General features: G+C 70.4%; 11 protein-coding genes. 8 read left to right on the top strand and 3 right to left on the bottom strand.

Going from position 1 to position 12,691, the window contains the following annotated elements:
- The first annotated feature begins 30 nt into the window (after positions 1–30).
- From ACGF4C_RS02125 to ACGF4C_RS02115, 3 genes are all read left to right on the top strand, one after another.
- On the top strand, positions 31–1,494 hold the full coding sequence (locus ACGF4C_RS02125) for a serine hydrolase domain-containing protein (protein ID WP_393562525.1): 1,464 nt from the start codon (positions 31–33) through the stop codon (positions 1,492–1,494).
- A 91-nt stretch (positions 1,495–1,585) separates the two neighbouring features.
- Complete coding sequence (locus ACGF4C_RS02120) at positions 1,586–2,731, top strand: pyridoxal-phosphate-dependent aminotransferase family protein (protein WP_393562523.1); 1,146 nt, start codon at positions 1,586–1,588, stop codon at positions 2,729–2,731.
- Positions 2,732–3,213: 482 nt separating this feature from the next.
- Positions 3,214–3,975: a TetR/AcrR family transcriptional regulator gene (locus ACGF4C_RS02115; protein ID WP_393562522.1), complete on the top strand. Its 762-nt coding sequence runs from the start codon at positions 3,214–3,216 to the stop codon at positions 3,973–3,975.
- Between the two features lie 13 nt (positions 3,976–3,988).
- Here the strand turns inward: ACGF4C_RS02115 and ACGF4C_RS02110 are convergent, their stop codons facing one another.
- Together ACGF4C_RS02110 and ACGF4C_RS02105 are read right to left on the bottom strand one after the other, a co-directional pair.
- A complete protein-coding gene (locus tag ACGF4C_RS02110; RefSeq protein WP_393562520.1) occupies positions 3,989–4,441 on the bottom strand; it encodes a GNAT family N-acetyltransferase in 453 nt (150 codons plus the stop codon).
- A gap of 50 nt (positions 4,442–4,491) precedes the next feature.
- Positions 4,492–5,079, bottom strand: coding sequence for a MarR family winged helix-turn-helix transcriptional regulator (locus ACGF4C_RS02105; protein WP_393562518.1), 588 nt, complete (start codon positions 5,077–5,079; stop codon positions 4,492–4,494).
- 134 nt (positions 5,080–5,213) lie between these two features.
- On the opposite strand from ACGF4C_RS02105, the gene ACGF4C_RS02100 reads away from it, so the two are divergent.
- Both ACGF4C_RS02100 and ACGF4C_RS02095 read left to right on the top strand, forming a co-directional pair.
- Positions 5,214–6,434, top strand: a complete 1,221-nt coding sequence (locus tag ACGF4C_RS02100; RefSeq protein WP_393562517.1) for an MFS transporter — start codon at positions 5,214–5,216, stop codon at positions 6,432–6,434.
- Between the two features lie 221 nt (positions 6,435–6,655).
- Entirely contained in the window at positions 6,656–7,168 is a 513-nt protein-coding gene (locus ACGF4C_RS02095) for a heme-binding protein (RefSeq protein ID WP_393562515.1), read from the top strand.
- Between the two features lie 48 nt (positions 7,169–7,216).
- On the opposite strand, the gene ACGF4C_RS02090 is transcribed toward ACGF4C_RS02095, so the two are convergent.
- Positions 7,217–7,774, bottom strand: coding sequence for a DUF2269 family protein (locus ACGF4C_RS02090; RefSeq protein ID WP_393562513.1), 558 nt, complete (start codon positions 7,772–7,774; stop codon positions 7,217–7,219).
- Between the two features lie 385 nt (positions 7,775–8,159).
- On the opposite strand from ACGF4C_RS02090, the gene ACGF4C_RS02085 reads away from it, so the two are divergent.
- The 3 genes from ACGF4C_RS02085 to ACGF4C_RS02075 all read left to right on the top strand — a co-directional run bounded on the left by ACGF4C_RS02085 (position 8,160) and on the right by ACGF4C_RS02075 (position 12,610).
- Positions 8,160–8,795 (top strand): HAD family hydrolase, encoded by a 636-nt coding sequence (locus ACGF4C_RS02085; protein WP_393562512.1) that lies wholly within the window; start codon positions 8,160–8,162, stop codon positions 8,793–8,795.
- A 448-nt stretch (positions 8,796–9,243) separates the two neighbouring features.
- Positions 9,244–11,571, top strand: a complete 2,328-nt coding sequence (locus ACGF4C_RS02080) for a globin domain-containing protein (RefSeq protein ID WP_393562511.1) — start codon at positions 9,244–9,246, stop codon at positions 11,569–11,571.
- 58 nt (positions 11,572–11,629) lie between these two features.
- Complete coding sequence (locus tag ACGF4C_RS02075; RefSeq protein WP_393562841.1) at positions 11,630–12,610, top strand: pyridoxamine 5'-phosphate oxidase family protein; 981 nt, start codon at positions 11,630–11,632, stop codon at positions 12,608–12,610.
- Positions 12,611–12,691: the final 81 nt, after the last annotated feature.

Genomic DNA, 12,691 nt, shown 5'->3' with positions numbered 1-12,691 from the left:
CGAGTCGGACCCGTCGTTGAGGAGCGCGCCATGACCAGCACCCAGTCCGCGGAGTCGCATGAGCCCGTGGCGGACGGCCGCCGGCCGGTGGGCAGGAGGCCGGTGGGGGGCGAGGCCTCTGAAGCGTGCACGGAGCTGTTGCCCGAGACCCGGCGGGCGCTGCTGCGCCGACTGGCCGTCGGGCAGGCCGAGGGGCGGGCGCCTTCGATGGTGGGCGCGGTGGTGCGCGAGGGACAACCGGTCTGGCGGGGGAGCAGGGGCTCGGTCGAGGGGGAGGCGCCGCACGGCGATATGCAGTACCGGATCGGCTCGCTCACCAAAACGCTGGTCGCCGTCCTGGTGCTGAGGCTGCGTGACGAAGGACTGCTCGGTCTGGATGATCCCGTGGGCAAGCACCTCAAGGGCACGCCGGTGCCGGAGGCGACGATCGCCCAACTCCTCTCCCATTCCTCGGGGTTGACGGCCGAGCCGCGTGGCCCGTGGTGGGAGCGGACCGCGGGCGAACTGCGCCCCGAGCCGGCCGATCTGTTCGATGAGCGACCGCAACGGCTCACGGCGGGCCGTCGACATCACTACTCCAACCCGGGATACGCCCTGCTCGGCGCAGTGGTCGAACGGCTTCGGGGCGGTAGGCCCTGGTACGAGGTGCTGCGGGGCGAGGTCCTCCAGCCCCTGGGCATGGTCCGTACGACGCTGGGCCCCCAGGCGCCCCACGCGAACGGCTGGGCGGTGCATCCGTGGGCGGATGCGCTGCTGCCGGAACCTGCCCACGACACCGGACTGATGGCTCCGGCAGGGCAGTTGTGGTCGACAGCGGACGACCTGTCCCGCTGGGCGGCCTTCCTGCTGCGCGGGGACGACCGGGTGCTGAGCGCGTCGACCGTGGCGGAGATGCGCACGCCCGAGGTGCCGCCGGAGGAGAACGGCTGGGACGCCGGGTTCGGGTTGGGGATCCAGCTCGTACGCCGGGAAGGGCGCCGGCTGGCCGGCCACACCGGCTCGATGCCCGGGTTCCTGGCGGCACTGTGGACCGACCCGGAGGAGGACGTGGCGGCGATCGTGCTGGCGAACTGCACCTCAGGTCCTGCGGTCTCCACCATCGCTGCCGAGCTCGCCGGGATCGTAACCACATACGAGCCCCGGATCCCCGAGCCCTGGCGCCCGCTGTCCGGACCGCTGGATCCGGAGCTGCTGGCGCTCACCGGGCCCTGGTACTGGGGCGCGAACCCCCATGCGCTGCGGCTGCGGGCCGACCGCGAGCTGGAACTCGCCCCACTGGCCGGGGCGGGACGAGCCTCGCGGTTCCGGGCCGAGGACGACGGCACCTGGACCGGCCTGGACGGCTACTACGCGGGCGAGACGCTGAAGGCGGTGCCGGACGAGCAGGGCGCGGTCAGCCATCTCGACCTCGGCACCTTCGTCTTCACCCGTGGCCCCTACGAGCCTTCGGGGCCGGTGCCCGGCGGGGTGGACCCGGAGGGTTGGCGGGTCTGAAGCCCGTCACCGGCGGCGCGGACTCCGGACGTACAGTCGAATCTGATGTCAGGAGCCGCGCCGAGGCGGCTCGCTACCGCTGGAAGGCCCCATGACTGCCGTGTCTGATCCGACCGCGAACACCGCCGCCCCCGACCTGCTCGACCTGCCGCCCCTCACCGCGGCCCACTTCGCGCGCATCGAGGACAAGGTCGCCGCGCTGATGCGCACCCGCTGCGACGTCGTGACGATGCAGGGTGAGGCGCTGCTGCCGCTGGAGGCCTGCATCCGGTCCGCGGTACGGCCCGGCAGCACCGCCCTCAACATCATCACCGGCCCCTACGGCGAAACCTTCGGCGGCTGGCTGCGTTCCTGCGGGGCCAAGGTGGTCACCCTCTCCGCACCGTTCACCGGGGCGGTCGACCCGCGCCAGGTGGCCGAGGCCCTGCGCGAGCGCCCCGAGATCGACTTTGTGAGCCTGGTGCACGCCGAGGCGGCCACCGGCAACACCAACCCGGTCGCCGAGATCGGCGCCGTGGTGCGGGACTACGGGGCGCTGCTGATGCTGGACGCGGTCGCTTCCGTCGGCGCCGAGCCCCTGCTGACCGATGAGTGGGGTGTGGACCTGTGCGTCATCGGCGGACAGAAGGCACTGGCCGGGCCCGCCGGAGTGTCCGTGGCCTCGGTCAGCACCCGCGCGTGGGAGCGGATCGCCGCCAATGAGCAGGCCCCGCGGCGTTCGTATCTGTCGCTGCTGGACTGGAAGGAACGCTGGCTCGACGGCGGTCGTACGGCTCTGCCGCACGCGCCGGCCCAGCTGGAGATGCTCGCTCTGGAGCAGGCGGCGGACCGGATCGAGGCGGAGGGGCTGGATGCGGTCATCATTCGGCACCGGGCAGCGGCAGCGGCGACCAGGGCCGGTGTACGGGCCCTGGGGCAGCTGACTCCGTATGTCGTGCGTGACGAAGACGCGGCGCCGGCAGCGACGACCCTGCGCGCGCCCGAGGGAGTCGACGCACGGGAGATCGTGGCCGCCGCACTCGCGGTGGACGGGGCGGTACCCGTGCAGGCCGCGGCGGGCACGCTGGCCAAGGAGATGATCCGGGTGAACCACTACGGCCGTGCCGCCGACCTCGCCGTCGTCAGGGCCTCGCTGGTGGCGCTGGCCGGAGGGCTTCGTGTGCTGGGTGTCTCGGTGGATGCCGAGGGCGCAGCCGTTGCGGCGGGCGAGGCATGGGACGAGGTGTCCGCCGGCTGAAGGAGGCCGGAGGTGGGGTCGTGTTTCACGTGAAACACGACCCCACGCCGATGCACCATGCACCGCCGTTTCACGTGAAACCAGCTCCTTTGCTCGGGCCCGAGGTCGCCGAAGTGCTCCTCAAGGGCCCCTTTTTGTCCACCAAGTAGCCTGCGCGCTCGCGGAGTTGGGTGCTGCTGCCTGCTGCAGCGCGCGGACATGGAGACCGGCCCGATGGGGTGTACTCCGGTGGCGCGCCAGGCACTCCGGCCGCAGGCTGGATGTGAAGATCCCCGGCGCGCTTCAGGTCCCCTCCGCCGCGTCTGGCGGCGCTCACTCAGGCCCTGGCCCCGGCTCGTGGGCTCGACCGCGTCCCCCTCTCCGCTGCCTCGCCGTGAGTCCCTTAACGATCATGTCCAGACGCTCTCATAGAATCGGAATGAGCGACCCGGTTGGAAGTACGGGGTGCGCGAACCGGTTGGACAGGTTCTTGAGGAGGTTCGGTGAGGGCGGAGGGTGGTGCCCGGCACGGTCATGCGCCCGCGCGTGCCGATGCGCGGCGTAACAGGGCTCTGGTGCTCCAGGCGGCTCGATCTGCCTTTGAGGAACAGGGGTTGGGGGTGCCGCTCGGGGAGATCGCCCGCCGGGCCGGGGTCGGCGCGGGCACCGTCTACCGCCATTTTCCTTCCAAGGAAGACCTGTTCAGGGCGGCGGTCGTGGAACGGATCGAGCTCTTCACCGACACCGCAAGGGACTTGGTGGATGTCGACGACCCCGGCGAGGTCTTCTTCCGCTACCTGTCCTCGGTGGTGCGGCTCGCGTCACAGAACAAGGCGTTGTGTGACGCCCTGGAGGCGGCCGGAACGGGACACTTCGCGCCCTCGCCGGAGGTCGGGCGGGACTTCGACGAGGCGCTGGAATGCTTGCTCGCGAGAGCCCAACTCGCCGGCGCAGCAAGGCTGGACGTCGCACTGGCCGACCTCAAGGCGCTGCTGGTGGGTTGTCTCTCGATGGAGCAGGCCCGGTCCGGACCGGATGTGGACGGCGGGGCGCCGGGCCGGATGACGGCGCTGATGTGTGATGCGTTGCGTACTCATGGCGCCGTAACGAAACTGCCTGGTTCGCCCGGAAACCGTAACGAAACGTGCTGTGCGGAGTGCGGGACGGTGATCGAAGCCGCGCGCACCGGCCGGCCCGCGCGCTACTGCGGCGGGGCCTGCCGGCAGCGGGCACACCGGGCGCGGGGCCGTACCCGGCGCGGGTGACGCCGTCCCTCGTTCACAGCATCAGCTTGAAGCCCAGGTGGGAGGCCTCGAAACCGAGGCGCTCGTAGAAGCGGTGGGCATCGACGCGGGTGGCGTCGGAGGTCAGCTGCACCATCCGGCAGCCCAGCGTGCGCGATTCGGCGATCGCCCACTCGATGAGCTGGGTTCCGAGGCCGCTGCTGCGTTCCTCGCGGTGGACGCGTACGCCCTCGATGATCGAGCGGGTGGCGCCGCGCCGGGACAGGCCGGGGATGACCGTGAGCTGCAGGGTCCCGATCGTCCGTCCTTCGCGCGTCGCGACGATCAGGTGCTGGTTCGGGTCGTCGGCCAGTGCCGTGTAGGCGGCGACGTACGGAGTCAGGTCGTCCGGCGATTCGCGGGTGGCGCCCAACGGGTCGTCGGCAAGCATTGCGACGATGGCGGGCAGATCGGCCTCGGTGGCGCGGCGTATCTCGATGTCGCTCATGGGCGCGACCTTATGCCTCGGCGTCTCCGCCGCGCCGACCTGACCGCTGCTCAGGCCTGCGACGGGGCGAGCGTCTGGACCGCTGTGACCAGCGGTGCCAGCTCGGGCCGCTGTGCCGCCTCCTTCAGGGCCTCGTAGAGGGCCCCGTCATGCGTCGGCCGGGCCTCCACCAGAAGGGCCAGCCCCTCAGCCGTGACATTCGTATAGATGCCACGCCGGTCGTCAGGGCACAGATAGCGGGACAGCAGGCCGCGGTCCTCCAGGCGGGTCACGAGCCGGGTGGTGGCGCTCTGGCTGAGCACGACCGAGTCCGCGACCTGGTTCATCCGCAGATGGCCGCCAGGTCCGTCGTGCTGCTCGCTGAGCACGTTGAGGACCGAGAACTCGCGGACGCTGAGGTCGTGCTGCGCCTGCAGTGCGCGCTCGATGTGCGTCTCGATGCGGCTGTGCAGAGCCGAGAGCGCGCACCAGCCCTGGGCCAGGGCGGGGGTGGCCGCCGGCGGGCAGCCGGACCCGGTGTCCGGGGCCGCTGCGGGGTCCAGGGTCTCCGGTCCCGCGGCCTCCACCTGCGGGGCGCCTGCCCTCGCGGCCTCCGTCTGCGGTCGAGCTGCCTGCTTCTCGCGCGTCTGCTGCGTCATCGAAGACCTCCTCATGGGGCGCACGGTCCAGGATAGGACACCGGCGAAATATCCAGCGCTTGCAATTAACCCGCGTCTGCAATTATTGTGGACGCTCGTAAGGGACGGACGCAATCATTCGAAGGGGATCCGTCATGCCTCTCGCACTCCTGGCTCTTGCCATCGGTGCTTTCGGGATCGGAACGACCGAGTTCGCGGTCATGGGCCTGCTGCCCGACATGGCGGCCGGCTTCGACGTCTCCATCCCTCTCGCCGGCTACGCGACCACCCTCTATGCCCTCGGCGTGGTCATCGGTGCCCCGCTGATGACGGCGCTCGGCACGCGCTTCACGCGCAAGCAGATGCTGATGCTGCTGATGGGCCTGTTCATCGTGGGCAACCTGCTCACGGCCGTCGCGCCCAGCTTCTGGATCATGCTCGTCGGCCGGATCGTTTCGGCCTTCACGCACGGCGCGTTCTTCGGCATCGGCGCTCTCGTTGCCGCCGACCTCGTTGCCCCTCAGAAGCGCGCCACCGCCATCTCGCTCATGTTCAGCGGCCTGACCGTCGCCAACGTCGTGGGCGTGCCGGCCGGCACGATGCTCAGCCAGCAGTTCGGCTGGCGGACCACCTTCTACGCCATCACCGTGCTCGGCGTGATCGGCCTGCTGGGCATCATCAAGCTGATCCCCACGCAGCGGGCGAAGGCCGCCTCGCCCATCGGCAGCGAGCTCGCGGTCTTCCGCAACCCGCAGGTCGGCCTGGCGATGTTGATGACCATCCTCGGCTTCGGCGGTGTCTTCGCCGCGGTCACGTACCTCGCCTCGATGATGACCGAGGTCACCGGCTTCGCCCCGTCCTCCGTCATCTGGCTGACGGCCATCTTCGGCCTCGGCATGGTCGGCGGAAACCTGGTCTCCGGCCGTTTCACCGACCGCGCCATGATGCCGATGCTGTACGTATCGATGACCGGCCTGGCGCTCTCGCTGGCCGCGTTCAACTTCACCGCGCACAACAAGATCGCTGCGACGGTCACCATCGCGCTGATCGGCATCTTCGGCTTCGCGACCGTGCCGCCGCTGCAGAAGCGGGTCATGGACCAGGCGGCCGCCGCACCCACGCTCGCCTCGGCCGGCAACATCGCGGCCTTCAACTTCGGCAATGCGCTGGCCGCTTGGCTCGGTGGGCTGGTCATCTCGGCCGGCCTCGGCTACACCGCACCCAACTGGGTCGGTGCACTGATGACCGCCGCCGCGCTCGGTGTGGCGATATTCGCCTCCGCCCTGGAGCGGCGCCAGAAGGGCCGTGGCCAGGTGGTGGCCGCGGGCGGCACCGCCACGGTCGCCAACGAGGCCGTGGCAGCGGCGCACCACTGAAGCCTGTGGTGGCCCCGTACGGCTTGACGTACGGCGAGCGCACCGGACGGGCAGCGCCGCAGGCCTCCCCCGTACGAGCTGCCGCAGCCCCCTCCACCGCCCCAATGCCGCCTGCACACAAGCATCATGCGTCCGGCCTCAAGCAGAACCACAGGTAAGGCCCGGCCGGCCCTCCCCCCCCAATCAAGAAGCCCCGCAAGAAATCCCGCAAGGAACCCCTCATGAGCACCTCCCCCTCCTCCACGACCTCTCCCTCCTCCACGACCTCCCCTTCCACCGCTGGTCCCACTTCCGCCTCCGCCGCCGACAGCGGCGCTCCGGTCGTCCGTCCACTCACCACCCGCGATGCGGAGAGCCTCATCGATGCCGCCGTGCGGGCGGCCGAGGGCATCGAGGTGCGGGGCAGCGTCAGCGTTCTGGATGCGGGCGGGCATCTGCTCGGCTTCCGTAGGGACGATGCGGCCGTGCTGATCTCGGGGGAGACCAGCACCCGCAAGGCGTTCACTGCCCTCCAGCTGGACGCGCCGACCGCCGACCTCGTCGAGCTGGTACGGCCCGACGGGCTCTTCCACACGCTGCCCACCGCGCTGGACCGGCCGCTGCTCTTCCTGGCCGGCGGGGTGCCACTTCACCGCGACGGTCGGCTGATCGGCGCGATCGGCTTCGGCGGCGGCGCTCCCGATCAGGACCACCAGATCGTCCTCAGTGCGATAGCGGAGGCGGGCCTGGAGTGAGCTGGCCTGAGCGGGAACCAGTCGGCCGACCGGTCGACCGGCCGACCGTCAGCTGACCCCCGCGCCCGCCCTGCCGTTCCCCGGTACCCGGCGGGCGCGGGCTTTGGCGGTCCGGTCCTCGCGCAGCCGGCGGCCGCGGCGGGTGAGTCCCCAGGGCTTGAGGACGGAGACCGCGGTGAGGAAGAAGTAGAGGGTCGAGGCGACCGCGGGTGCAACGACGAGGGCGAGGTCGGGGGTCGGGTTACCGGTGGTGGCCTCGGCGGCGAGATGGTCGATGCCCGGACGGAGTGCGAAGACCGACAGCAGCAACGCGATGAGTGTCAGCCAGAACTTGAGGTAGACCCAGCGGTGCCGGGCCAGTCCCCAGGGGGTACCCAGCGACAGCAACAGACCGGTGACCAGCGCACTCAAGGCGAGGGGGAGGACCAGCCAGTCACCGAAGACCTTCATCGCGCGGTAGGCGACGGCTGTCATCTCTGGGGAGTGGGTGGTCCAGCCCGTGATACCGAGGGCCAGCAGCCCGAGCGTGACACCGAGCCAGCTGACCGATACGGCGACATGGAGGACGAGGAGGGCCCGGCGGGCGGGCCGGTTGAGCTGCTGCATACGGTCCACGGTCCTGGCCGGGCCCCTGTCGTGCATCTGCCGCCGGGAGTATCCCCGTATACGCGCCCTTGAGTACGGCCCCGGGGGGCGGCGGTTCACGGTAGCCGTAATCCCGCTGCCGCTCGATGTCCGAGACGCGTCGCTGCCCGAGTCGGCTCGATGCCCGAGTCGCCTCGACGTCCGACCTCTCATTTCCCGAGCCTGCCGCCCGGCACCCAGCCTGCCGCCCGCACCTCGGCCCGCCGCCCCCACTTCGGTCCGCCCCGCCCACCTCACTGCGTTCGGTCCGTCCCCACCTCGCCCCGGCCTCCACCTGCCCTCTGGCTCCTGCCCTCCGGCTCCTGGCCCCTGCCCCCCTGATCGTGGAGTGGTTACGCTCCCCGACATGGGGACGCTGCATCTGTTCGATATGGACGGGACCTTGCTGTACGGGTCTGCGGCCGCTGTGGAGATATCCCGGCAACTCGGTCTCGATCGGGAGATCGCCGAGTTGGAGCGCCGGTTCTCCGTAGCGGAGCTGACGCCGGTGCAGTTCGCGCAGTTGGCCTGCGAGCTCTGGGCCGCCGAGCTGACCGAACTTCAAGTGGCCGCCGCGTTCGACGGTGCCCCATGGCTCGCCGGAATTCGGGAGGTCTGGGCCGATATCCGGGCACGGGGCGAACGATGCGCGGTGATTTCCCTCTCGCCCGGCTTCTTCGTCGAGCGGCTGCTGGACTGGGGAGCCGACACGGCGCACGGTTCCCGCTGGCCCGCCGTGCCGATCAGGCGACCGGTGAATCCGGACGGCATCCTCTCGTCGGCGGCGAAGGTGCGGATCGCAGATGAACTCTGTGTGCGGTACGGGCTGACCCGTGACGACTGCGTGGCGTACGGCGACTCCATGTCGGACACCGCGCTGTTCGCGGCCGTGCCCCGGTCTGTGGCGGTGAATGCCGATCACCACGTCAGTGACCTGGCCTCATTTGCCTACACAGGACGTGATCTGCGGGAGGCATACGCATTGGTCCGTACCGGCGAGTAATTCCTCGCTTTCTGCGGCGGATTCACCCGTGTGTGCGCGGAAAATGCGCTCTGTGCTGAGGATCGCGGATATCGGAGGGGTGTGCGGACTGTTCCAAGATCCGGGCTTGTGGTTTCAACTACTGCCGGTATGGTCGAGTCCGGCTTGGCGGTGGTGAGGGCCTCCGCGGGCACACAAGGACGCGGGCAAAGCTCGTCAGCCTAGCGGTGAAGGGGCCCGTGACACCCGGACTTCCGACTGTTTGTCCGATGTGCTGGACTGAGTGGCATGCTGCTGACGCGGCATCTGCTCCACATTGCCGCAGGGAAGTGAGATTTGTCCGCTTTAGAGGATGTTGCCGGAATCGCTTGAGTCGATTAAGAATTCCGGTCAGGGCGGGGGAATTCCGGGCAGTTCCGGTCTACGGAAGTGCGAAGACGACCGAAAGACGTTCGAGGCGAGGCAGACCATGGACGCTCCGACCACCACATCGGCCGATAGCGGCTCTTCTGGCGGCAGCAGCGGCGATTGGGGTTGGTTCACTCCCCCGGCGAAGAAGTCCTCCGGGGAAGAGCAGGAGCGACAGAATGCCCAGGACCGCCAGGATCCGGGCGGTCAGGGCAGCCGGCCCAGGGGTGGCCAGGACCGGGATGGTCAGCACCAGGAAGGCCAGGATCGGAACGCCCCCTACGGAAGTGGCCGGGCCGGGTCCGACGACTGGAACGAGCCCAACGGCCGGAGTGTGCCCAACAACCAGGACGAACGCTCCTATCGGGACGAACGCTCCTATCAGGACGAACGCGCCTATCGCGGCGAACAAAGCGGACACGGCGAACACCTCCATGGCGACGAAAGCGACCACCGCGGTGCGCAAGACGGCCGTAATGCGTCCAACGCCCCGAACCCCCCGAACGACCGGGAGCGGATACCCAGTCGGCCGGTCAACCCGATCCGGCCGGTAGGTACCGCCGCCGATCGTGGGTCGGAGCCGCCGCAGGCTCCCCAGCCGCACCGCGAGCCCCCCAACCCGTTCGGCGAGCCCGACGGCGAGTACGGGGGCCCCACCCGCCCGTACGGCGACCCCGCCCCGGCATACCGGGACCTGGCCCGCCCCTACGGCGAGCCGGTTCACCGGCCGACCCAAGAGCCCACCGGCCAGGCAGTCCCGGAGCCCACCAGGCAGCCGGCCCCAGAGTCCACCCGTCGGCCGGCTCCAGAGCCCACCGGCCAGGCGGCTGCCGACTACACTCGCCAGCCGGCTCCGGAGGCCGCCCTCCGCCAGCCCGTGGAGTCGTCGCCCCGCCCGTCCGTATGGGAGCGCGGCACCGCCCGTGGCCATGAGCCCGAGCCCGTCCACGAAGCGGCGCGCCGCACAGCAGCGGCGCCCGCCGCTACCCCCAGCGCGACCCCCGCCCACGCCCCCAACCCCGGTAACCCGCACCGCGGCACGGCCAGCCCCGGCATCACCGTCCCCAACAGCCCCACCACGAACACCCCCACCGCGAACCACCCCGCCACGAACACCCCCACCAGCGGTAACGCCACGACCGGTAACCCCACCACCGGTACCCCCGCCGCTCCCCCCGCCCCCCATCGCTCCCCCGCCCCCCAGCACTCCCTCGCCGCGCTCGGGGCCACCGTGTCCGAGGCGTCCGCTTCGCCCGATGCGATCCTCATTCGTCGCACCATGGCCGAGATCGGGCCCGTGGCCGACAAGGTCACCTCGTACTTCTACGCGCTGCTCTTCGTCCAGCACCCGGACCTGCGGGCCCTCTTCCCGGCCTCGATGGACACCCAGCGCGACCGGCTGTTCAAGGCGCTGCTCACCGCGGCCACGCACGTCGACGACACCGAAGTGCTCACCGGCTACCTCTCCAACCTCGGCCGCGGTCACCGCAAATACGGCACCCAGCCCGACCATTACCCCGCGGTCGGCGAGTGCCTGCTCAGCGCGCTCTCCCGTTATGCCACGACCAGTTGGAGCCCGGAAACCGAAGCCGCGTGGGTGCGCGCGTACACCGCGATCTCCCAGATCATGATCGACGCGGCTGCCGAGAACGAGGCCGTGGCGCCCGCCTGGTGGCAGGCCGAGGTCGTCTCGCACGAGCTGCGCACGCCCGAGATCGCGGTGGTCACGGTCCGCCCCGACCAGCCGTACCCGTTCCTGGCGGGGCAGTACACCAGCATCGAAACGCCCTGGTGGCCGCGGGTCTGGCGGCACTACTCCTTCGCGTCGGCGCCGCGTTCCGACGGTCTGCTCTCCTTCCACGTGAAGGCGGTTCCGGCAGGCTGGGTCTCGAACGCCATGGTCCACCGCGCCCGCCCCGGGGACGTCCTCCGGCTCGGCGCACCGGCCGGTTCGATGACCGTCGACCACACCACCCGCAACGGCCTGCTGTGCGTCGGCGGCGGCACCGGCATCGCGCCCATCAAGGCCCTGATCGAGGACGTCGCCGACCACGGCATCCGGCGTCCGGTCGAGGTGTTCTACGGTGCCCGCAGCGATCACGATCTCTACGACATCGACACCATGCTGCGTCTGGAACAGACCCACCAGTGGCTCTCGGTCCGCCCGGTCGTCGCCACCGGGCCCGCGGTCCGTGGCGGAACAAGCAGCGAGACCGGTCAACTCCCCGATGCAGTGCGGCAATACGGGCCGTTCCGGGAATACGACGCCTATCTTTCCGGGCCGCCGGGCTTGATCCGCAGCGGTGTGGACGCTTTGGTGGGGGTCGGCATTCCGTCCGACCGCATACGGCACGACTCGGTGGAAGAGCTGGTCTCGGTAGGGGATTGAGGTCTTGGCAGAGCACGGCGAATACGGGCCGACACGAGAGGCGCGGGGTATGCGGGACATGCCGCAAGGAGAGCGCCCCGGGAGCGACGGCGAGCACCTGGTGCAGCAGAGACTCGGTACGACCGAGCGTGCCGACCGGTTCTACCGGGAACAGGTGCTGGACCATCTCAATGCCCGAATGCAGGAGTTCGTCGCCCGACAGGAGATGTTCTTCCTGTCCACGGCCGACCGGCACGGCGAATGCGATGCGACGTTCCGCGCCGGCCCGCCCGGATTTGTGCAGGTGCTCGACGCCCGCACGCTGACGTACCCGGAATACCGGGGAAATGGCGTCATGGCGTCCGTCGGCAACATCTCGGAGAATCCCCGTCTCGGCATCCTGATGGTCGACTTCACCAGGGACCGCATCGGCCTGCACGTCAACGGCCGGGCCCGGGTGGTGATGGACGAGGAGATGCGGGCCGGCCATCCCGGCCTGCCGGTCGATCCGATCCCCGGCCGGCGCGCCCAGTTGTGGGTCATGGTCGAGGTCGAGGAGGCGTACATCCACTGCGCCAAGCACATACCGCACCTGCAGAAGGTCCCGCCGCAGCAGCGCGGGGCGCGGGCCTGGGGCACCGACGACGTCAAGCGGAAGGGCGGTGACTTCTTCGGCGCGGCGGCCGAGGCGAGCGACCGAGCGCCGTTCCGCCGCCCGGAGCGCAAGAACGAACACCTCCGCGGCGGCCTGCATGAGGACACGCAGGGGGAGGCGTCAGCACCGCACGGTGCCGGGAACGGAAGCCGAACCCCCTCTCCCCCCTTTCCCTCCTCATCCCCCTCCCCGCACTCGTCCCCTTCCCTCCCCTCCCGGCCCTCGCTGACCGGCCCCTCGTCCAGTGCCCGGGCGGCCGCCGTCCCGGGTGGGGACGACTTCGTGGGGGAGCTGAACGCGGAGTTCCTCGACCGGGTCGAGCGGGTGCTGGCGCGCGCCCAGCCGCGTCGGGCGGCGGAGGACGAGCCGGAGTTCCGCGGCTGGTTCGACCGACGCGACGTCTGAGGCGTTCAGCCCGGCCGCGAACCCTGCACCTCGGCCACTGCACCTAGGCCACTGCACTTCGGCCCCTGCACCGCGACGCCT

The organism is Streptomyces sp. NPDC048197, from assembly GCF_043202395.1.
GTDB classification, from domain to species: Bacteria; Actinomycetota; Actinomycetes; order Streptomycetales; family Streptomycetaceae; genus Streptomyces; species Streptomyces siderophoricus.
This window is presented reverse-complemented; position numbering and strand designations above follow the sequence as displayed.

Excerpts from the sequence above, each read along its gene's own strand:
- ACGF4C_RS02110 (WP_393562520.1), bottom strand. The coding sequence starts at position 4,441 with ATGAGCGACATCGAGATACGCCGCGCCACCGAGGCCGATCTGCCCGCC.
- ACGF4C_RS02075 (WP_393562841.1), top strand. The coding sequence starts at position 11,630 with ATGCCGCAAGGAGAGCGCCCCGGGAGCGACGGCGAGCACCTGGTGCAG.
- ACGF4C_RS02100 (WP_393562517.1), top strand. The coding sequence starts at position 5,214 with ATGCCTCTCGCACTCCTGGCTCTTGCCATCGGTGCTTTCGGGATCGGA.
- ACGF4C_RS02085 (WP_393562512.1), top strand. The coding sequence starts at position 8,160 with ATGGGGACGCTGCATCTGTTCGATATGGACGGGACCTTGCTGTACGGG.
- ACGF4C_RS02090 (WP_393562513.1), bottom strand. The coding sequence starts at position 7,774 with ATGCAGCAGCTCAACCGGCCCGCCCGCCGGGCCCTCCTCGTCCTCCAT.
- ACGF4C_RS02120 (WP_393562523.1), top strand. The coding sequence starts at position 1,586 with ATGACTGCCGTGTCTGATCCGACCGCGAACACCGCCGCCCCCGACCTG.
- ACGF4C_RS02125 (WP_393562525.1), top strand. The coding sequence starts at position 31 with ATGACCAGCACCCAGTCCGCGGAGTCGCATGAGCCCGTGGCGGACGGC.
- ACGF4C_RS02095 (WP_393562515.1), top strand. The coding sequence starts at position 6,656 with ATGAGCACCTCCCCCTCCTCCACGACCTCTCCCTCCTCCACGACCTCC.
- ACGF4C_RS02080 (WP_393562511.1), top strand. The coding sequence starts at position 9,244 with ATGGACGCTCCGACCACCACATCGGCCGATAGCGGCTCTTCTGGCGGC.
- ACGF4C_RS02105 (WP_393562518.1), bottom strand. The coding sequence starts at position 5,079 with ATGACGCAGCAGACGCGCGAGAAGCAGGCAGCTCGACCGCAGACGGAG.